The 20,327-nt window shown below is 63.8% G+C and carries 12 protein-coding genes; 4 read left to right on the top strand and 8 right to left on the bottom strand.

The genetic code is table 11. The features are described 5' to 3' along the window. Window positions 1–7: 7 nt before the first annotated feature. Window positions 8–730, bottom strand: a complete 723-nt coding sequence (locus tag DBY66_RS01600; protein ID WP_039384326.1) for an HPP family protein — start codon at window positions 728–730, stop codon at window positions 8–10. 164 nt (window positions 731–894) lie between these two features. Between DBY66_RS01600 and rluF the strand changes: the two genes are divergently transcribed. Further along, complete coding sequence (gene rluF, locus DBY66_RS01595) at window positions 895–1,776, top strand: 23S rRNA pseudouridine(2604) synthase RluF (RefSeq protein ID WP_108569309.1); 882 nt, start codon at window positions 895–897, stop codon at window positions 1,774–1,776. Window positions 1,777–1,813: 37 nt separating this feature from the next. On the opposite strand, the gene DBY66_RS01590 is transcribed toward rluF, so the two are convergent. Together DBY66_RS01590 and DBY66_RS01585 are read right to left on the bottom strand one after the other, a co-directional pair. Continuing rightward, entirely contained in the window at window positions 1,814–2,554 is a 741-nt protein-coding gene (locus tag DBY66_RS01590; RefSeq protein WP_104084957.1) for a nitroreductase family protein, read from the bottom strand. A gap of 110 nt (window positions 2,555–2,664) precedes the next feature. Next, window positions 2,665–3,690, bottom strand: coding sequence for an NADP-dependent oxidoreductase (locus DBY66_RS01585; RefSeq protein WP_108569310.1), 1,026 nt, complete (start codon window positions 3,688–3,690; stop codon window positions 2,665–2,667). A 199-nt stretch (window positions 3,691–3,889) separates the two neighbouring features. Between DBY66_RS01585 and DBY66_RS01580 the strand changes: the two genes are divergently transcribed. Together DBY66_RS01580 and DBY66_RS01575 are read left to right on the top strand one after the other, a co-directional pair. Next, window positions 3,890–5,002: a beta-propeller fold lactonase family protein gene (locus DBY66_RS01580; RefSeq protein WP_108569311.1), complete on the top strand. Its 1,113-nt coding sequence runs from the start codon at window positions 3,890–3,892 to the stop codon at window positions 5,000–5,002. Between the two features lie 302 nt (window positions 5,003–5,304). After that, a complete protein-coding gene (locus DBY66_RS01575) occupies window positions 5,305–7,416 on the top strand; it encodes an FUSC family protein (RefSeq protein WP_108569312.1) in 2,112 nt (703 codons plus the stop codon). Here DBY66_RS01575 and DBY66_RS01570 read toward each other — a convergent pair. Beyond that, entirely contained in the window at window positions 7,398–11,807 is a 4,410-nt protein-coding gene (locus DBY66_RS01570) for a DEAD/DEAH box helicase (protein WP_108569313.1), read from the bottom strand. The genes DBY66_RS01575 and DBY66_RS01570 overlap by 19 nt on opposite strands. Before the next feature lie 121 nt (window positions 11,808–11,928). Between DBY66_RS01570 and DBY66_RS01565 the strand changes: the two genes are divergently transcribed. Beyond that, on the top strand, window positions 11,929–12,465 hold the full coding sequence (locus DBY66_RS01565) for a YbhB/YbcL family Raf kinase inhibitor-like protein (RefSeq protein WP_233207423.1): 537 nt from the start codon (window positions 11,929–11,931) through the stop codon (window positions 12,463–12,465). Between the two features lie 33 nt (window positions 12,466–12,498). Here the strand turns inward: DBY66_RS01565 and DBY66_RS01560 are convergent, their stop codons facing one another. Genes DBY66_RS01560 through DBY66_RS01545 form a run of 4 tightly spaced genes read right to left on the bottom strand, consistent with a single transcriptional unit; the run spans window position 12,499 to window position 20,279 of the window. After that, a complete protein-coding gene (locus DBY66_RS01560; protein WP_104084962.1) occupies window positions 12,499–14,703 on the bottom strand; it encodes a sugar-binding domain-containing protein in 2,205 nt (734 codons plus the stop codon). Beyond that, a complete protein-coding gene (locus DBY66_RS01555) occupies window positions 14,703–17,399 on the bottom strand; it encodes a response regulator (protein ID WP_104084963.1) in 2,697 nt (898 codons plus the stop codon). The genes DBY66_RS01560 and DBY66_RS01555 overlap by 1 nt, the downstream gene beginning before the upstream one ends. 10 nt (window positions 17,400–17,409) lie before the next feature. Beyond that, the gene (locus DBY66_RS01550; RefSeq protein ID WP_108569314.1) at window positions 17,410–18,807 is read right to left on the bottom strand and encodes a DUF3131 domain-containing protein; all 1,398 of its coding nucleotides are present in this window, start codon (window positions 18,805–18,807) and stop codon (window positions 17,410–17,412) included. Next, entirely contained in the window at window positions 18,792–20,279 is a 1,488-nt protein-coding gene (locus DBY66_RS01545; protein WP_224144859.1) for a DUF3131 domain-containing protein, read from the bottom strand. The genes DBY66_RS01550 and DBY66_RS01545 overlap by 16 nt, the downstream gene beginning before the upstream one ends. Between the last annotated feature and the right edge of the window lie 48 nt (window positions 20,280–20,327).

The raw sequence follows: 20,327 nt of genomic DNA, 5'->3' as shown, positions 1-20,327 counted from the left end.
GCGCGCTTTAGCGTATCTGAACGCGCCGGATTGCAATCTCTTCGGCGCGCTGCAGCAGCAGCTGCAGATCGTCCTCATCAATATCCAGCAGGGGCCCGCTCTCCAGCGCCTGATGCAGGTCGTCGCGCGTGAGCGGAACCGGCATCGCCACCGGCTGCGGTTTCGCCTCGGCGGCCGCCAGCGGATGAGGATAGCGGCGTCCGGCTAGGTTATTAAATACGATCGCCAGCAGCGCGAGGCAGACAGAGTTAAGCATCACCGGCGTCAGCACAAAGTGGTAGCCGAGCTGCGCCACGCTGCCGCCGCCGAGAATCGCCGTCAGCGCCACCGCGCCGCTGGGCGGGTGCAGACAGCGCAGCTGAAACATCACCGCAATAGCGAGACAGGCGGCTACTCCGCACGCCAGTGCCGGCTGCGGGATCAGCAGTGCCGTGGTCACGCCAATAACGCCGGCAACGAGGTTACCGCCAATAATCGACCACGGCTGCGCCAGCGGGCTATTGGGCAGGCCAAACAGCAGCACCGCAGACGCTCCCATTGGCGCGACAAACCACAGGTTTACCGCACCCAGCATCCAGTGGCTGATGAGACTCGTCAGCATAAGGCCCAGCCCGGCTCCGAGGCTGGCCAGCAGGCGCTGTCTGCGCGCCACGGGCAGGGGATGTGGCCAGAAGCGGGCCAGAAACAGGCGCAGCGAGGCCAGTCGGCTCGCCGGTTGCGGTTGTGTCATAGAAAATCCGTGAGAAGCCAGAAACAGTGGCCGGGGATTGTCGCCTGGCGTCTGACGCTAAACAACCCTGCAGTGTGCAGGGATTTATGCGCGTACGCGGAAGGTGCGACAGCCTTACGCAACGGCGGCAGTTGAGGTATAGTCCGTTTTTTTTCGGAGGAACCATGCTGCCTGACTTATCTACCCGCCTGAACAAATACATCAGCGAGAGCGGAATCTGCTCGCGCCGCGATGCCGATCGCTATATCGAACAGGGCAACGTATTTATTAACGGTAAACGCGCCGCCGTCGGTGCTCAGGTGTACGCCGGAGATGAGGTCAGGGTGAATGGCCAGCTGATTGAGCCGCGTGACGCCGACGATCTGGTGCTGATTGCGCTTAACAAACCCACCGGCATTGTTACCACCATGGAAGAGGGTGAGCGCGACAATATCGGCGACTTTGTGAACCACAGCAAGCGCGTGTTTCCTATCGGCCGGCTGGATAAAGATTCGCAGGGGTTAATTTTCCTCACCAACCACGGCGATCTGGTTAACAAAATTCTGCGCGCCGGTAATAACCACGAAAAAGAGTATGTGGTGACGGTTGATAAACCGATCACTGATGAATTTATCGCGGGCATGGCGGGTGGCGTGCCGATGCTGGGCACGGTAACAAAAAAGTGCAAAGTTAAAAAAGAGTCGACGTTTGTGTTCCGCATTATTCTGGTGCAGGGGCTCAATCGCCAGATCCGCCGCATGACCAAACACTTTGGCTATGAGGTGACGAAGCTTGAGCGTACGCGCATCATGAACGTCAGCCTGAAGGGGATTCCGCTCGGCGAGTGGCGCGATCTGACCGATGATGAACTGATCGATCTGTTTAAGCTGATTGAGGATTCGTCATCAGAAGATACTAAAACCCGGCAGGCGCAGGCGAAGAAAAAAACGGCGTCGCCGGCGAAAAAAGCGCCCGCTGCGGCTGCAAAGCAGGGCGATAAAGCGGGGAGCCAGGGCGCGAATCGCAAACGCTTTACCCAGCCCGGCCGCAAAAAAAAGGGGCGTTAAGCCCCGGATTATCCGCCCGGCCTGCGGGCGGATCGGATTATTTATCGGTGCCAAACCCCTGTTTATGGAGCGCCGCCAGCACGTGCGGGAAGTAAATGTGCTGGTAGTAGCCGCTGACGCTGTCGCTCCAGCTCTCGCCATCGCTGCGGCCGGTAGTTTGCCAGTGCTGCACCAGCTGCGCGTTGTAATCAGCGATATGCTGCGGCAGATCCGCCTGCTGATAACGCTCTTCGTGGCGGAAAGTCGGCAGCGGCAGACGCGGCTTCTGGTGCGCAGGCTGGTCGACGTGGCCGATGACCACCCCGGCAACCGGGAAGGTATAGTCGGGCAGATCCAGCAGCGCGATCATCGCTTCCGGATCGCGGCGGATGCCGCCAATCGGCACAATACCCAGCCCCTCAGCCCGCGCGGCGGCCATGACCGATCCCAGCGCAATGCCCACATCGGTGGCGCCGGAGACCACGCTTTCAATACTCTGCTGCGCAATCTGCTCACGGCCGCTGGCTTCTATCGCCAGGCGCGACTTATGCATATCCAGGACAAAGGTCAGAAACACGGGCGCTTTCGCGATCCACGGCTGCCCGCCGGCAATGGCGGCAATCTGCTGGCGCTGCGCGGCGTCGCGGGTGACGACGACGGATACCTGCTGGGAGTTGACCGAGGTAGGCGCGTAGTACGCCGCTGAAATAATTCGCTCAAGTACCGCATCCTCTACGGGCTGATCGGTATAGCTGCGCTCACTCTTATGCTGAGCGAAAAGATCGATAATGGAACTCATGCTGCCTCCTGTTGTGGGGGAGAGAGCGTAGCAGGCCGGGTAGCGGTGCGTTTTACCGTTATTGCCGTGAGGTAAAACCGGGTGCCGTGGCGGCACCCGGGCGGGAGGTATCAGCTGACTTTCACCACGGTTTTACCGAAGTTTTTGCCATTAAGCATATCGAAGAACGCCTGCGGTGCATTCTCCAGCCCCTCAATCACATGCTCGCGATAGTGCACCTTCTCCTGCTCAACCAGCGGCGTCATCGCTTTCAGAAACTCAGGATAGCGGTCGCCGTAGTCCTGGAAGATAATAAAGCCCTGCATGCGGATACGGCGTTTCAGGATCCCCGCCATGATCAGCGGCGTGCGGTCAGGTCCCGGCGGCAGGTCGCGGCTGCTGTAGCCCGAGACGAGGCCGCAGACCGGAACGCGGGCAGCGGTGTTCAGCAGCGGGAATACCGCGTCAAACACTTTACCGCCGACGTTCTCGTAATAGATATCGATACCGTCCGGGCAGGCCGCAGCCAGCTGGTCGGCAAAGTCATCACTGTGGTGATTGATACAGGCGGAGAAGCCGAGCTTTTCAATCGCATAGCGGCACTTATCTTCACCCCCGGCGACGCCCACCACGCGGCAGCCGTTAAGCTTGCCCAGCTGGCCCACGGTCGCGCCGACCGGACCGGTCGCCGCCGCCACTACCAGCGTTTCGCCCTTTTTAGGCTGACCAATGTCCATCAGCCCCATATAGGCGGTGAAACCGGGCATGCCGAGAATGCCGAGCGCCCAGGAGGGGTGAGCCAGCTCGCCGAGCTTTGCCACGCCTTCGCCATCAGAAACCGCATAGGTCTGCCAGCCGCTCTGGGCCAGCACCCAGTCGCCCGCTTTAAAATCGCTGTGCTTTGATGACTCAACCTGACACACCGTGCCGCCAACCATCGGCTGGTCGAGTTCCGCCGGCGGCGCATAGGATTTACCGTCATCCATGCGGCCACGCATATAGGGATCCAGCGACAGCCACACCGTGCGCAGCAGCATCTCACCCTCTTTGATCTCCGGCACCGGTTGTTCCACCAGCCGGAAGTTCTCTTTTACCGGTTCGCCCTCGGGACGGGAAGCCAGCAGCCAGGCCTGGTTTGATACAGCGTGTTGCGACATAGTTACCTCTCTTATGACAAACGGGTGAGGCAAGTGTAGCTGAGGATAAGCGCACTGCCGTTAGCGGATATTGCGCGACCGGTCTGCCGCAATAGTTTGTCACTCATTCGCGGAAGGGTGTTATATAAGAGCGACCGATTGCCAGATCCCCCCGGACCGTGCTGCTTCGCATGTGCCATTTCCTGACCCGGAGATTGTTATGATAAAACCGTTACGCGCCGCGCTGCTGCTGGCGACGCTGGCAGGCAGTACGCCGCTGCTGGCGCAGACTTACGTCTATGTTTCAGAAGCCGGCGACGGCACGATTGCGCGCTACAGTCTGGATCAGCACGGCGCTCTGCACCTGCTGGGCCATACTCCGGCGGACGGCAAGGTGATGCCGCTGGCGCTCAGCACCGATAAAACCCATCTTTATGCGGCGATCCGCAGCAAGCCGCTGCAGCTGGCAAGCTGGGTGATTGATCGCCGCAGCGGCGACCTGACGCAGAAGCAGCAGGTGCCCGCCGCCGCCAGTTATCCCTGGATCGTCGCTGAGCCGCAGGGGCGTTTTCTGCTGGCGGCCTCGTATGATGGTAACGTCGTTGATGTATACCGGCTGACGCCGGAAGCGACACTCAGCGCACCGCCGGTGAGCCGGTACGCCACCGGGCCTGCCGCTCACTCTGCCATTGCGGATCCAGCCGGCAAAACGGTGTATGTCGGCAACCTCGGCACCGACCGCGTGCTGCAGCTGACGCTGAGCGACAGCGGCACGCTGGCCGCGCTCGGCAGCGGGTATGTCGCTACGGCTAAAAACAACGGCCCGCGCCACTCGGTAATGTCCGCAGACGGGCGCTTTCTGTATAACATTGGCGAAATGGGCGGGGTGATCACGCAGTTCCGGCGTGAGGCGAACGGGGCGCTGGTAAAAGTTGCTGAATTCCCCAGCGCGGTTGCCGCCTCTTATCATCTGGCAGAGGGGCGCGAACGGCCGCCGGGATACAGCGATCCCACGCCGCGTATCTGGGCCGCCGATATTCATCTCACGCCGGACGGGCGCTTTCTCTACGTCAGCGAGCGCACCAGCAGTACGCTGAGCGGCTACCGGGTAGATGCAGAGAGCGGGGCGCTGACGTTAGCGGGCAGCTGGCCGGTGGAGAAGCAGCCGCGCGGGTTTGCCATTACCCCGGACGGACGCGGGCTGGTGGTCAGCGGCGAGAAGAGCGCGGTGATTGGCAGTTACCGCATCGATCCGCAAAGCGGGGCGCTGACGCGCACCGGTGAAGCGCCGGTGGGCAGCGATGCCAACTGGGTGACGATCGTGGACTACTGACGGCTGTGCAGGCGGCGGTCTGCACAAAATAATTTTATGGAGCCGCCGCACAGCTGAGAAATGTGATCGCCGACACATTTTATCTGTTAACCGGACGATTCCCTCCGGTGCCGTGCAGCCACTACGCTGGTCGCTGCGGCACCGGCAGCTTCGATAAGCGGCGTTAACGGATAACCGCACACGCGGGGCGTATCATCCAGCATAAATTTTGATGACGAAACAATTTGTCGTAGTTATCTGCGTGAGCGCAGGCAGCAATCTGGCAGGATACGCCGCACTTAGTGCCTTCTGGTCCCTGTGACATGCCGTGGCTTACCCGACCCGCTCTGTTCTTTGCCGTAAAAACCACGCTCGCTGCGTTTCTGGCGCTCTGGCTGGCGCTGGAGATTAACCTGGATCGCCCCGCCTGGGCGCTGACGACGGTGTTTGTCGCTTCGCAGCTCTACTCCGCCTCGACCATCTCTAAATCGCTGTTTCGTCTGCTCGGCACGCTGCTGGGCGGCCTGTTTATCTTTCTGATTTTTCCGCTGACGGTGGCGCATCCGCTGCTGTTCAGCCTGGTGATTTCACTCTGGGTCAGCGGCTGTCTCTGGCTCTCACTGCATGATCGGACGCCCAAAAGCTATGTGTTTATGCTGGCGGGCTACAGCGCGGCGATTATGGGGTTTCCGGAAGTTTACACGCCGTGGGGCATTACCAGTACGGTGCTGTCGCGTATTGAAGAGATCACCTTAGGCATTGTCTGCAGCAGCCTGATACACGGCCTGCTGTTTCCGGTCTCCATGCGCAGCCTGCTGGAGCAGAGCGTGACGCAGTGGTATCTCACCGGCCGCCGGCTCTGTCACGATCTGCTCTCCGGGCCGGTTAGCGCCGTCTCGCCCGAGCGGGAAGCGATCCTGACGCAGATGGCTACCGCACCGCAGCAGGTGGAAATTCTGATCACCCACTGCGTCTATGAGGGTGACGCTGCCCGGCGGCTGATCCGCTTAGTCAGCGCGCAGTATCAGCATCTCTCCTATCTTATCCCGACGCTGACCGCCATCGAGCTGCGCCTGCAGCGCCTGGCCGCACGCAATATCCTGCTGCCTGACTATGTGGCGCAGGGATTTCAGCAGTTCCTGCAGTGGCTCAGCGACGGAGAGGCGCCGGGCGATGTGATCGGCATTCAGCTGGAGCTGACCCACCGGCAGGCGCAGATCAACGCGGCGTGGCGCGCCGGCGAGCTGCCGGTGGAACACTGCCTGCTGCTGAGCGGGCTGCTGGAGCGCATGATCGACTTTGTGCGCATCGCCGGGGCGTATCAGAGCGTCAGTGGCATGGTAAGCGATTTGTCGGGTGACACCGCACTGGCGCGCGGCAGACGCACCCACCGCTTCTTTGATCGCGGGCTTATCCGTCTTTCGGCGCTGACCGCTTTCTGCGCCACCTTTGGCAGCTGCCTGCTGTGGATGGGAAGCGGGTGGCGCGACGGCGCCTCTGCCCCGGTTATGGCGGCGATCCTGAGCTCTTTTTTCGCCAGCCTCGATACGCCGCTCACCTCGATGAAGCTGTTCGTGCGCGGCGTGCTGATCGCCATTGGTATCAGCCTGGTGTATGTCGCGCTGCTGCTGCCGCAGGCGACCTCGTTTGAGGCGCTGATAATCTGCATGGCGCCGGGGCTTATTATGCTGGCGCTGACAATCGCCCGCCCGGCAACCAACCTGATTGGCCTGAGCGTGGCGATTCAGATCCCGGGACTGATCGGTTTTGGTCACCATCTGAAGCCGGATCTGGTGCTGCTGGTGAATAACGCCATCGCCTCGGTGACCGGTGTCCTGTTTGCCGCGATCGCCACGGCCATTATGCGCAACAAGCGGCCGTCGTGGAGTGCGCGGCGCGCGGTGCGGCGCGGACTGCGCGAGCTGCTGCGCTTTATTAAGGAGATTGAGCGCAACGGCTCATCCCTGCCGGCCCGGCAGCGCTTTATCAGCCTGATGCTGGATAAGGTCAACATGGTGCTGCCGCGTCTGCGTCTCGATCCGCAGTCAGATATGAGCAGCGCCGGTATGCTGCTTAATGAGGTGTGGCTGGGCGTCAACAGCTTCGACTACTATGCGCGGCACCGGGTGCTGCTGGGTAATTACCTGCTCGACAGCGGGGCGTTTTTCTATGAGCTGGGACGCTTTCTGAAGCAGCGGCTGAAGTCGCTGCAGAGCGCCCCGCACGCTGAACTGCAGCAGACGCTGGATCTGCTGCTGCTGCAGCTGGAAGCGCTGGCGCTGGATGATGAACGCCTGTTTACGCCGCTGTTTCATCTGTTCAGCGTCCGGCTCTATCTGTTTCCGCAGCTGGCGTGGCCGGAGGCGACCGCCGGCCAGCGCGCCGCCCTGCAGCAGCACGCTCTGCGCCTGCGCGCTCAGCCATCCCAGCTGTAGCCGCCCGGTACGCGCGCAAAGCCTGCCGGTTTCAGCAGCGCCGTCAGCGGCGACTGGCTGGCCGGAGAACCATCAATCTGCTCCAGCGTAAAGCGCAGGCGCGGCTCGCGCCGGAGGGCCGCGGCTAGCGCGCCAAGCGCCTGCTGCAGGATCTCCGGCGATATATCTGCCATAAACGTATGCAGCTGTTTACCGCCGGGCGGCAGCCAGAGCAGCGGCTCTCCCTGAAACAGCACCACCCAGCTGCCGCTGCGCCGCAGCGGTTTCGTCCCGGAGAGGGTCAGCGGCCACGGCAGCTGGGTGCCAAACGGATTAGCCGGATCCAGCGTAGCCAGCGCCAGCGTCGCAGCGGACGGCGCGCGCTGCAGCTGACGGATACGCTCAATCAGCGCCGGCTCAGCGAACTGCGCGGCCCCCATGCCGCTGACAAAACGCCCGCGCAGCAGGTGTCCGGCATCCTCCATCGCGCGCAGCACCGGCTGCAGCGCCGGAAAACCACCGGGGATCGCGCTGCTGCGGGCGGCGCCGTGCGTTGCCACGCCGCTGCGGTCCAGCAGGGCGCGGGTCAGCGCCAGCGCCCGCACCGTATCGGACGCCGGTCTGATATTCAGCAGCGTCCAGCTGCCGGGCAGCGTCACGGTGGCGGCCAGGGCCGGACGCCCGGCGCCGCCGGGTGCCGCGCCAAAATGGCGTCCGGCCATGCGGCGACGGCGTGCCGGACGCGGTTTGCTGCGCAGCGGCGGCATCCGCAGCGGCTGCCAGCTCTGCGACGTGATCCAGCCACGCCACACCAGATCCCACAGCGCCGCGTCGGTTTCCGGTGACGCACCATCACCGGCGTCGCTCTCGGTGGCGAGCTGCAGCTGCCGGAAGGTTGCGCTGCCGTGCTGCTGCAGGTGCGCCACGATCCGCTGCTGCAGAGGTGACAGCGTCACGACTTGCGTCTCCGCCGGTGGCGTCATGATTGCGGCAGCGGCGTCAGCCGGGCAGAGTTCCACCCGCTCCTGTCGCGTGCCGGCTGCGCGGCTGCCGCGCCAGAGCACCTCGCCGCTCGCCAGCAGTTCATCCAGCAGCGCGGGCTGGTAATCAGCGATACGCGCCGGAAAAATCTGGCTCTCCCACAGCCCGGCAGGCAGGGCCACGCCGGCCAGCTGCGCGATCACCCGGCGCAGACCCTCTGTACCGCTGAGCCGGGCGGTAAGCGCGTGGCGCTCCGTCAGCGCCTGCACCCATGCCGCCGGCGCAGCGGGTTGGGTCGCCTCACGCGCCGCCTGCAGCGATGCCAGCCGCAGACGCCGGAATACCGGCGCGGCGATCCACTGCACCCCGCCGGAGGCGGGTTCGCTTCTGACGACACCCGGCGTCTCCGCCAGCAGCCTCTCTGCCGTGCCGGCGTCGAGGCCAAAATGCCGGGCGACCTGGCTGGCTCTCACCAGCGTGTGCGTCTGCAGATAGCGCCTGACCAGCCCCTGCAGCGGGTGAACCGCGCTCTCCGGCACTGCGCTGCCGCCACCGGAGAGCGCCTGCAGGCGGGCGGCATCTTCTGCGACCGCAAAACAGGCCTGCGTACCAGACGTAACCGGCAGGATCCGGCCCGCCTGCTGCAGGGTTTCCAGCACGTTTGCCAGCGGCGGCGCGCCCCGGTAGCGCCGGGCTATCTCTCCGGCGCTGAGCGGCCCCAGTTCGCGCAGCAGATCCACCACCGTTTCCTCGCCGGTAGCCTGGCGTGCTGGCGTCAGGCGCTGCAGCAGCGCTTCCGTCTGCGCAATGACGTTTGCGTCCAGCAGCTGCTCTGGCGGCAGCGCCCCGATCAGCTCGCTGAGCAGTGACGTATCCAGCGCCAGCAGTGCGGCCAGCTGCTCAGCCTGCGGCACCGCCCGGCGATCGGCGTCAGCCAGATGGCCGGTCAGCAGCGCGGCAGCGAAGGGCGAGGGCGCGTCAGTTGTTACCTCGCGCAGCTGCACCTCTCCGGCGCGGATCTGCGCCATCAGCTGCTGCAGCGCGGGCAGATCATAGACATCCTGCAGGCATTCACGCGCGGTTTCCCGCAGCAGCGGAAAATCCGGGAACGGCCGCACGGCGTCAAACAGCTCTGCGGCGCGCAGCCGCTGCTGCCAGAGCGGGGTGCGCTGCCCGGCACGCTGACCCGGCAGCAGCAGGGCGCGGGCGGCGCATTCGCGAAAGCGGGCGGCAAACAGCGGCGATCCGCTGACGGCGCGGCTGACCCGCTGCTGTAACTCATCCGGCGTAAACTGCAGCCAGTCGGAAAGTGAAAATGTGGCATGCGGCGGCAGACGCGTCACAATGCCGTCGTCGCTGGCGACCACGTCAGCCGTTATGCCGTGCTGTTCCGCGAGCCGATCGGCCAGCGCCAGCGCCCAGGGCGCGTGCACGCGTCTGCCCCACGGCGAGTGCAGAATAATGCGCCAGTCGCCGCTGTCGTCCGCACAGCGCTCAATCAGCAGCGTGCGATCGTCCGGCAGCTGTCCGGTCGCCACCTGTTGCTCACGCAGCAGCGTCTGCAGATTACGCCGGGCGTGCGCGTCCAGCGCCGGGTCTTCTGCCGTGCCGTTTGCGGCCTGACGCAGATAGCGGCCGCGCGCCGCGCCGAGCGATGCGGCGCGTCCGGGCGCATCCGCCTGCCAGAACGGCAGCCGTGCGGTGCGTCCCGGTGCCGGTGTGACAATCACCCGGTCGCGCATAATCTGCTGAATACGCCAGGTTGTGGCTCCCAGCGTCACGATGTCATTGACGCGCGAGCCGTAAACCATCTCCTCATCCAGCTCGCCCACGCGGCGGGTACCGGCCTGCGCCTCACCCTCCGGCAGCATCACGCTGACGCTGCCGCGATCGGGAATGGCGCCGGCGTGCATAATCGCCAGCAGCTTTGCGCCGGGCCGGGCCGTGATGCGATCCGTCTGCGGATCGTGGATCAGCCGCGGGCGCAGCAGGGAGAAAGCGTCAGTGTCGTCGCGTCCCGTCAGCATCGCCAGCACCGCATCGTAATCGTGCCGCGACAGCGTAAGAAAAGGCGCGCTGCGCGTGACTTGCTTAAACCAGCGGCCAGCCTCCAGCGGCGCTATGGCGGCGGCAGCGATGGTCTGCTGGGCAAGAATATCCAGCGGGTTTTCCGGCACGGTCAGCGGCTCCGTTTCGCCCGCCAGCATCGCCGTGACGATCACCGCCGTCTGCAGCAGATCGCTGCGCGATCGGGGCCAGAATTCCCCCTGCGGCGTGCTGCCCGGCCGGTGTCCGGCGCGTCCGGTGCGCTGCAGGGCGCTGGCGACCGACGGCGGCGTACCGACCTGAATCACCTGTCCGACGCTGCCCATATCGATCCCCAGTTCCAGGCTGGAGGTGGCCACCACGCAGCGCAGCGCACCGCTCTTCAGCGCGCTCTCGATCAGCAGGCGCTGCTCCCGGGCAACGGAGCCGTGGTGCGCACGTGCAATCTCTGCAGCGTCATCGCGCTGCTGCTGCTGCCAGCGGGCGTTAAGGCGCGCCGTCAGCTTCTCTGCCAGCGCGCGCGAATTGGTAAACACCAGCGTGGTGTGATGGCGCAGCACCGCGGCCAGTATTCCCGCTTCCAGATGCGGCCAGAGCGCGCCGGCTTCGCTTTCGCTCCCCGGCAGCGGCGGGGGAGCCGTGAGATCCGGCACCGGGACCGTGACGCGGAGCTGCAGCGGGCGCGGCAGCGGCGGGTTGACGAGAGTGACCGGGCGGCGACCGGCCAGAAAGCGCGCCACGGTCTCCGGCGGGTTTACCGTTGCGGATAACCCGATACGCTGCGCCGGCCGGGCCAGCTGCGCATCGAGCCGCTCCAGCGACAGGGCCAGATGGGCGCCGCGTTTGTTGCCCGCCAGCGCATGAATTTCATCAACGATGATGCTGGTGACGCCGCGCAGCGTATCGCGCGCCTGCGAGGTCAGCAGCAGATAGAGCGACTCCGGCGTGGTGATTAAGATATCGGGCGGATGGCGGCGCAGCGCTGCCCGCTCGCGCGCCGGGGTATCGCCGCTGCGGATCCCGCAACGGAGCGTGATGGCCGGCTCGCCCTGCTGCTGACGACATGCGCTGACGCCCGCCAGCGGCAGCTGCAGGTTGCGTGCCACGTCGGCGGCCAGCGCTTTAACCGGCGAGATATAAAGCACGCGCGTGGTTTCTTCGTGCGCAACGGCGGCATCCGGACTGCGCTCGCGAAACAGCGCATCGATGGCGTGCAGAAACGCCGCCAGCGTTTTGCCGGAGCCGGTCGGCGCCACAACCAGCGTATGGCTGCCGCCGGCGATCGCCTCCCAGGCCGCCTGCTGAACCGGCGTCGCCTGATCGAACGTCTGTGTAAACCACAGGCGCGTGGCGGGTAGAAAGTGCGACAGCGGTGGGACAGACATCCCGGACTCCTTGCGGGTAAGAGGGCGCGATTAGCAGTGTAGTCGCCCGCGCGCGGCTGAACAGGTTATATACTTGATGCTCAGCGATTTATTACGGGAGCTTGTTATGAACAGCGTAAAAATGGCGTTACTGGCGCTGGCGCTGCCGGTCAGCGCGCTGGCCGCGCCGGTATTTACCCTGCAGTCGCCCGATTTTCAGGATGGCGGTATGCTGCAGAAGGCGTTTGCCGGCAATAAACCGGGCAATCCGGCGTGCAGCGGCGAGAACCTCTCACCCGCCTTCAGCTGGCGCGATGCGCCGCCGGGCACACGCAGCTTTGCGCTGCTGATGACCGATCCGGTGGGTGCGAAAGGGCTGGGCGTGGTGCATATGGTCGCCTATAACATTCCGGCGGATCGGCAGCAGTTTGCGCGCGGCGAGCTGAGCAGGGGAACCGGTTATACCGGCGGCACCAACAGCCCAGGCACGGCGCACTACTATGGACCCTGTCCGCCTGCGGGCAGCGGCATGCATCACTACAACTTTGTGATTATCGCCACCGATCTGCCGCCGGACAGGCTGCCGGCCGGGCTGACGCATGATGCGCTGATCGCTCAGCTTAAAGGTCACGCGCTCGCCGGCGCCACCCGCGTCGGTCGCTTTACCAACGATGAGTAAACCGCCACGCCCGCTGCCGTGCCGGGCGGGCAGTTATCTGGCGTCGGCGGGTGCCACCTCCAGCTCCAGCTGGTTTTCTGCCAGCGTTTTACCCTGTGCGTCGATAAGCCAGGTCTGCACCCGCAGCGGAGTAGCGCTGACGGGGGTGAGCGGCACATCAAGCACGTTACTGCCGGTATCAGCCGCCGCCGCGACCTGCCGTTCACCGCGCGCGAGCAGATGACCCTGCTGAGTGGCGCGCCAGCGCAGCGTAAGCGCCGGAAACGCCTGCGGCAGATCGTTAATTACCCAGAGTGACAGCGCGCCGGGTCTGGCGGCCTGCCAGTTCAGGGTATGCGGATCGATAGAGGGCAGCAGCGGCTGGTAGGCGCGCTGCAGGGCGTAATAGCCCGCTTTCGGCTGACGCAGGTAATCCACCACGCCCCAGTTGATTGAGGGCCAGGTTTCCACAAACATAAACTGAAACAGCGCGGTCACCGGCTGGAAGCGCTGCCGCCGGTAGCTCTCGGCAGCCACGGCGACCAGCTGCGCCTGATAGCGCTGGGTGTTTTTGATAAAGTCATGGATGTTCTTGCCCCGGCTGATGCCCGCGTTTTTAAACGTCTGGATCGGCTGGAAATTGTGATATTTCCAGCGCGTCCAGAGCGGATCGCCGGGTTCGGTTGAGGCTGGCCACCATTCGCGGCGCGGAATGATGCTCTTCAGGGTGGCCAGATCGGGCAGCGCCTGCGCACCGAACTCCGTGACGGTGGCCGTTTTCGCCGGCTCAAGCAGATTATTCAGCGTGCCAAAATACCAGCCTGCCCAGTAGTGCTCTTCCACAGCAGAGTAAGGATGCACAATGCGGCTGCGATCTTCCGCCAGCGCCTCTGCCACGCGCCGGGTCAGGGTGCGGTTAAGATCTTTATGCCAGTCGGGAAAGCGCTTCTCCATCCACGGCGAGTTAAACGGCGGCTCGTTCTGGCCGCCCCAGACCACGATAGCCGGCGAGTTGCCAAACTGCGCGGTCATGGCGCGGGTCTGCGCCACCGCGTTATCCGCAAAGGCGGCAGAGTCGTTATAGCCCCACTGCAGCGGCACATCCTGCCAGATCAGCAGGCCGCGCTCGTCAGCCGCCTCATAAAGCGCCCGGCCCGCCACGTGACCATGCACGCGGATAGCGTTAGCGTTCATCTTCTCCACCAGCGTAAAATCGCGCAGATAGCGCGCTTTGTTCATGGTGCTGAGCCACGGGGAACCGATGTAGTTGGTGCCGCGAACAAAGATCCGCCGATCGTTGATGCGCCAGCCCTGATTATTTTCCAGCGCCTCCACCTTGCGCAGACCGGTGCGGCTGCTGCGCCGATCCATCACGCCGCGATCGTCACGGAGCGTGGCGCTGACCTGATAAAGATGGGGTTTGCCGTAGCCCACCGGCCACCACAGCCGCGCCGCCGGCATCGGCAGCGTGACCTGCAGATGCGCGGGCGTATCGCCGGTCGCCTCCAGCCGTACGCGCTGCTGCAGCTCAAACGCCTGGCCGGGAAAGTTATCCGGTGTGGCGCGCAGGGTCAGCGTGACGTCAGCCGCGACCGGGGCGCGGTAGTGCAGCCCGGCAGAGAGCTGCGGCTGCGCCAGCCCCTGAGACCAGTCGGGACGCAGGATCAGCCGATCGATCGTTGCCCCCCGGCTGATGCGCAGCCGTACCGGCGCCCAGATGCCGCCGGAGTTCGCCTCCTGACCGCGATCGCTCCAGGCTCCGCCGGGACGCGTATCGTGCTGGTTCAGGATCCCTTTCATCAGGTTCTTGTGCAGCGGCCAAGTGCCCGGCGTCGCCTCGCGCGGGCTGTCGACCCGCACGGCCAGCCGGTTGTAGCGGCGCAGGCTGTCAGTGAGATCGACAGCAAAGCGCTGGAAATATCCCTCATGCTGCGCCAGCCGCCGGCCGTTGAGCCAGACGTCAGCCATGTAATCGACCCCGTCAAACTCCAGCGTCGCCCGCTGGTCCGCCTGCAGCGGCGGCAGCGAGAACTCATGGCGGTACCAGAGCGCGCCCTGATGATCGCGACCGGCGCTATACCAGTTGGCAGGGACGCGCAGCGTCGGCCATTTTCTGTCCGCTTCGCGCCAGCCCTCAAAGCCGGGCGTATTCGCGTCATGCACGCGCCATTGTCCGGCCAGCGACCAGCTGACCGGCACCTCGCTGGCTGCGGCTGCGGGCAGGCTGACTATCAGTAACAGGGACAGTAAACCACGCATCACTTCTCCTCCAGCAGGGCGCGCAGCTGCTGACGCACCCGCGTACACTCGTGTATCAGGCTTTCGCGCAGCCGGGCGGCATCGATGGCGTCACCCTGGCGGATCTGCGTTTCAGCGGTCTGCAGCGTATGGGTTAAGTCTGTGAATCCAAATATGGCGGCTTCGCCCCGCAGCTTGTGGCAGTGGCGTGACGCGCTCGTCCAGTCGCCTTCACTCAGCGCGGTCAGCAGCTGCGTTTCGATCTCCGTCAGCGAATCGGCAAACAGCAGCAGCAGTTCGTGCAGCAGCGTCGCGTCCAGCCCAAGCTGCTGCGCCAGCGCGGCGGCGTTGCCGGCTGGCGCAGGCGTGTCGCCTGCCGCCGGGTCAGGCAGCGCCATGACCCGGCTGATCTCCTGATGCAGCATCTCCTGGCTAACCGGCTTGGCGACGTAGCCATCAAAGCCATTCTGCAGGCAGTACTCCTGGTCGCCTTTCATCGCGTGCGCCGTCATGGCAATGATGCGCTGGTGGCGGGGCGGCGATGCGGCGGCTTCACGTTCGCGGATCAGACGCGTCGCTTTTTCACCATCCAGCTCCGGCATCTGCAGATCCATCAGCACCAGGTCCCAGCCATCCTGCTCCAGCAGCGTCAGCGCCTCCAGCCCGTTACCGGCGATGGCGAACTCATGACCGAGCCGGGTGAGGAAATGGGCGGCAAGCTTTTGATTCACCAGATTGTCCTCGGCAAGCAGAATGCGCAGCGCCTGCGTGGCGGGGTCGGCCACGGGGCTGGCCGGCGCACTTTCCGCACTGCTGGCGGGCTGGCGCTGCCCGGAGGCACCCGCCAGCGCGTCATAGAGCTCACGCTGATCGATCGGTTTAGCCAGAAACTTATTCACGCCGAGCTGCCGCAGCTGTTCTGCATCCATCGCCCGGCTCATTGAACTGAGCATAATAATCTGACTGGTTGCCAGCTGCGGGTTTGCCCGGATCTCCCGCGCCAGGTCAAGGCCATCCCGATCGGGCATCTGCGCATCCAGCAGGATCAGCGGAAAGTCCGGCTGCGCCTGCAGCAGCGCCAGCGCATCGGCGGCGCTGGCGGCGAGGCTGGGCTGCAGACCCATATTGCGCAGCATGTCGCTCAGCAGATGGCGGTTAGTGGCGTTGTCATCCACCACCAGTACCGGTAACGGTGCCAGGCGCGGCGAATGCCGCACCGGATCGCTCTCTGTCTCTGCCGGCAACGGCAGAGAGAAGGTAAACGTGCTGCCGCGCCCCGGTTCACTCTGTACGGTCAGCGAACCGCCCAGCCGCTCCACCAGCCGGGCAGAGATGGTCAGCCCGAGCCCGGTGCCGCCATATTTGCGGGTGGTCGAGGTGTCTGCCTGGCTGAACGATTCAAATATAAGCTGCTGCTTCTCCGGTGGAATACCGATGCCGGTGTCGCGCACCTGAAAGCGCAGCCGGTTGTGCGTGGCATCGCGCGTCACGGCCAGTTCAACCTCGCCCTGATGGGTAAACTTCAGCGCGTTGCTGATGAGATTGGTCAGGATCTGGCGCAGGCGTACGGTGTCAGCGAGAAAGGTGGCGGGAACATCCGGGGTGACGTTAATCAGCAGCTCCAGCGCTTTTTCGCTGGCGGCCGGCATCAGCGGCCGCGCCACGGCGTGCAGGAACGGGCGGATCTCAAACCGCTCTTCATCCAGCTCAATTTTTCCCGCCTCTATTTTGGAGTAGTCGAGAATATCGTTAATGATGCGCAGCAGGGTGTGGGCTGAGTGATAGACCAGCGTCATGTACTCGCGCTGCTCCGCAGTCAGCCGGGTGTCGAGACAGAGCTGGGTCATACCCAGAATGCCGTTCATCGGCGTGCGGATCTCATGGCTCATGTTCGCCAGAAACGCGCTTTTGGCTTCATTGGCCGCGTGCGCAGCGGCAATCGCCTGCAGCGAGAGCTGCTCTGCCTCTTTGCGCTTGGTAATATCCTGCAGCGTGCCAATGACGCGTTCCGTCTCGCCGCTGACCGTGACGCTGGCCACCTGACCGGAGAGCAGCATCCAGCGATAGTTGCCGCTGCGGTGCAGCAGGCGAATTTCCCGTTCAAATACCGGCAGCTGTTTGTTGCTGGCGGAGGCAAACAGCTGCTGCAGCGGCTCGCGATCGTCCGGGTGCAGCAGCGTATCGAGAAAAGTGGCGCTGTAGTGCCAGGTTTCACGCGGATAGCCCAGCATATTGAGCAGCGCATCGTTGACCTGCAGCAGATCGTGCTGCTGCTGCCAGTCCCAGATGCCAATCTGGGTCGATTCCGCCGCCAGCACAAAGTCAGCGTGCAGCTGCCGCCGCGATGCGTCAATCAGCGTATAGCCCGAGACGTCAATATGCAGACTGACGATGCCGCCTTCAGGCGTGCGGTTATGCTGGACAAACACCTGCCGGTTAGCGATGCGCCGCATCTCACTGTGATTGTCGAGCCGGCAGCGGCTTATCAGGTTATCGATCATCGCCTGACGGCTGCGGTCATCCTCTGTCATGTAGGCGGAAGCGATAAAATCCTGCGCCAGCTCGGTCAGCGTCATGCCGACGCGGATCCGCTGCTCCATTCCGGGGTAGAAACAGACTACCTGCTGGTTATACGCCACCAGCCGCTCCTGTGCGTCATACATCAGCACCGCGGCGCGCAGGGAATCGAGCGCTTTGGGTAACAGGCTTTCCGGCATCAGTTTCTCCTTATTCTTCGGCCAGCGGGGCGGTGACCGGCAGACAGCGCTGCGGCACACGGAACGGATCGGCCAGCTGCTGACGGAAAAACTGGCGGTTCTCGCTATTTCCGCTGTCGATCAGCGGCTTCATGTGGGTTTTGAAAAGCAGCGCTTCCAGTACCGTGGCGTTGGTAGAGAGCGTGATAGCGCGGTTGTACTCCCCGGTCGCCTCGGTGCGGCCTTCATACCAGCCGCGCGCCGGATCGTACTGCAGCCGGGTGGTGCGCATCAGCGCATCGGTAAACGGCGTGTCCCAGAGCGCCCAGAGGCCAAATACCGCGCGGGTGGAGACCTGCGCCAGCGTCGGCACCCATTTATTGTCATCGGTCAGCGTGTTCCAGGCGTAGCCGTTAGCGAAAATGGTGTCGTTGACGTGCCACGGCGCGACGTTCAGGGCGAAATCGCTGCGGGCGGTTAAAATGCCCTGACGCTGCCAGCGACGCTCCTGCACCTGATAGACCAGGCTGGCGCGCTGGCGCTGCTGCCGGATCTGCGCGCGGTCGGCGCCCGGCAGCTGCCAGCCATACTCCATTCCGCTCAGCACCCAGGGCAGCGTGGTAAGGGCGGCGGGCGTCCAGGTGGTGCGGGGATCGCGGCTGTCGATATCCAGCGCCAGCCCGTCGATAATGACGTGCTGCGCCGGAGGCTGCAGCGACTGCTGGTTAGCAAAGCCCCACAGCCCGAAACCAGCGGCGCTGTATTCGCTGTCGCCCAGCCGCCCCTCTGGCTGGATGCGCATCTGCTGCTGCTGCCACATGCCCGCACTGAGCTGGCCCTGCTTATCCACCACCGGGCAGAAGTTCCAGCGCAGGATAATGCGCTGCAGATATTCCCCGTACTGCGGGTGAAACGTTGCGACCACCTGCAGCGCCATCATCAGACGCGCCATGTCGCGTGAGGACCAGCCGATCACCTGTGGCGTATTGCTGTAGCCCACCATCGACAGCGTCCGGCTGTTATAGAGCAGATTGGGCACGCCGCTCCGGGTGAGGGGGAGGCGATTAAGGCTGCCGAGCAGCTGACTGAGCTGGTGGTCAAAACGGCGATCGTCGATAAGCTGCAGTTCGCGCGCCGCCGTGAGCGCAATCAGGGTATCGCCCATCTGCCACAGGCTGACCACCGGCCGCCGGTCGCTGCCGCTAACCAGACCGCTGTTCGCCTCGCTGTTATTCTCAAAGTAGCGCCAGGCCACCGCGGCCCAGCGCTGCTCTTCAGGCGTCAGCGCGCCGGTGCGGGCGGTGGTGTGCCAGCCGCCGTTCACCAGCCAGCGCCAGCCGTCTCCCTCGTGACGCAGCAGCAGCCAGGCCCCGAGCGCCAGCAGCAGAGCCACGACCAGACCGGTGATACGCACTAGGGTTTTAGGCATGAGGTCGCTACCGGCGGAAGTTTAACGGGCGCACTGCTGTCGCAGCGGGCGCATTTGCAGGCGCTGCACTTCGGTGCGCTGCGCACGGCGGTCCCGCTCTGATCGCACCAGGTTTTTATGCCGGGCGTCACCTCCAGGAAAGGCCGGTTGCGACGCGTGTTGTTCTCTTCAAACAGATCTACCAGGCGCTTTTCCCACAGGGAGGGCGCATAGCTGCGGCTGCGCGCATCGTTAGTGTTAAAGCGCAGCAGCTTGCCCTGTTTTTTGAACAGCAGCGCTTCCAGCATAATGCCGTTGTTGTTGGCGGTGAACTCTTTGATCGGGCCGTCGCCATTCTCATAGAGCCCTTCGTAGTAGCCTTTGTCTTTCTCATCGGCGTTTTCAATCGCGTCAAACAGGCGATCGGTATAAGGGGAGTTCCACAGCACCCACATGCCGAGTGCGGCCTTCAGCGAAACAGCCGCCACATTGGGCACATACTGGCCTTTATCGGTGATGGTGTTCCAGTTGAAGCCGTCGCTGAAGACGGTGTCATAGACAAAGTAGGGGGATTTATCGAGCTGGTGTTCGGAGCGCGCCGTCAGGGTACCGGTGATCATGTAGCGGTTCTCCTGCGCCTGATAGACCCGATCGGCGAAGTTCTTCATCCACGGATGAGAGTGGTTGTTGGGGCGCGCTTCACGATCGTCGCTGTTGTCCCAGCCCATCTCCAGCCCGTGCAGCAGATAGGATTCGGTAACCACGTAGTTATGCTGATTGGTCAGCCGCGGATCGCGCGAGTCGTAGGGCACCAGCACGCAGTAGATATCCGCCAGCGCATAAGGCTCAGGCCGGCTCGCCTGACAGGTGGTAAATCCCCACAGCTGATAGCCCGCCGCCGCATACTCCTCATAACCAAGCCGGCCCTCCTGTACGTACTGAGGCTGCTTCTGCTTATCGAGATAGGCGCCATAGAGCGTGCCGCACTCATCGACCACGTGGGTAAAGTCCCAGCCGAGCACGACGTTATCAATGCTGTTGCCATGCTCCGGATAGCGCTCTTTGATAATCTTCAGCCAGAGCAGCATGCGGCCAATATCGATAGCGGAGAAGCCTATCTCGCCCGGTTTGTTCAGGTAATCGACTTTCTGCCCGGTAATGGTGTTATAGGCTTTGTTTGGCACCTGGTTCTGAAACAGCACCAGCTTGTTCAGCGTGGCGATAAACTGCAGAAAGCGGCGATCAAACTCCGCTTTATCAATGATCCCCAGCTCGCGTGCTGCCGTCAGCGCGGCGAGGTAAGAGCCGCTGTCCCACATGGTGGTGGAGGGGTATTTATTCACCGCGTTCACCAGACCGGTAGTGGGCTGATAGTTGGCGACAAAATAGGACCAGGCGTTGCGCGCCACCTGCATCTCCCGCGCGGTCAGCTCGCCGTGGCGGCTTTTATAGTCGGAGGCGGGCAGGCTGACGGCCGCCTGCAGCGGCAGCATCCACAGGGTCAGCAGCAGCGTCAGCCCCGCCAGGCCAGCGTGTTGTAG

The sequence above is a fragment of the Pantoea sp. RIT413 genome (assembly GCF_003057675.2).
Lineage (GTDB): Bacteria > Pseudomonadota > Gammaproteobacteria > Enterobacterales > Enterobacteriaceae > Pantoea > Pantoea eucrina.
The sequence above is the reverse complement of the archived record's forward strand: the minus strand, read 5'-3'. Positions and strand labels throughout refer to the sequence as shown.

Bases quoted from the DNA above. Each gene is read 5' to 3' on its own strand.
- DBY66_RS01600 (WP_039384326.1), bottom strand. From the start codon at position 730: ATGACACAACCGCAACCGGCGAGCCGACTGGCCTCGCTGCGCCTGTTT.
- rluF (WP_108569309.1), top strand. From the start codon at position 895: ATGCTGCCTGACTTATCTACCCGCCTGAACAAATACATCAGCGAGAGC.
- DBY66_RS01590 (WP_104084957.1), bottom strand. From the start codon at position 2,554: ATGAGTTCCATTATCGATCTTTTCGCTCAGCATAAGAGTGAGCGCAGC.
- DBY66_RS01585 (WP_108569310.1), bottom strand. From the start codon at position 3,690: ATGTCGCAACACGCTGTATCAAACCAGGCCTGGCTGCTGGCTTCCCGT.
- DBY66_RS01580 (WP_108569311.1), top strand. From the start codon at position 3,890: ATGATAAAACCGTTACGCGCCGCGCTGCTGCTGGCGACGCTGGCAGGC.
- DBY66_RS01575 (WP_108569312.1), top strand. From the start codon at position 5,305: ATGCCGTGGCTTACCCGACCCGCTCTGTTCTTTGCCGTAAAAACCACG.
- DBY66_RS01570 (WP_108569313.1), bottom strand. From the start codon at position 11,807: ATGTCTGTCCCACCGCTGTCGCACTTTCTACCCGCCACGCGCCTGTGG.
- DBY66_RS01565 (WP_233207423.1), top strand. From the start codon at position 11,929: ATGGCGTTACTGGCGCTGGCGCTGCCGGTCAGCGCGCTGGCCGCGCCG.
- DBY66_RS01560 (WP_104084962.1), bottom strand. From the start codon at position 14,703: ATGCGTGGTTTACTGTCCCTGTTACTGATAGTCAGCCTGCCCGCAGCC.
- DBY66_RS01555 (WP_104084963.1), bottom strand. From the start codon at position 17,399: ATGCCGGAAAGCCTGTTACCCAAAGCGCTCGATTCCCTGCGCGCCGCG.
- DBY66_RS01550 (WP_108569314.1), bottom strand. From the start codon at position 18,807: ATGCCTAAAACCCTAGTGCGTATCACCGGTCTGGTCGTGGCTCTGCTG.
- DBY66_RS01545 (WP_224144859.1), bottom strand. From the start codon at position 20,279: ATGCTGCCGCTGCAGGCGGCCGTCAGCCTGCCCGCCTCCGACTATAAA.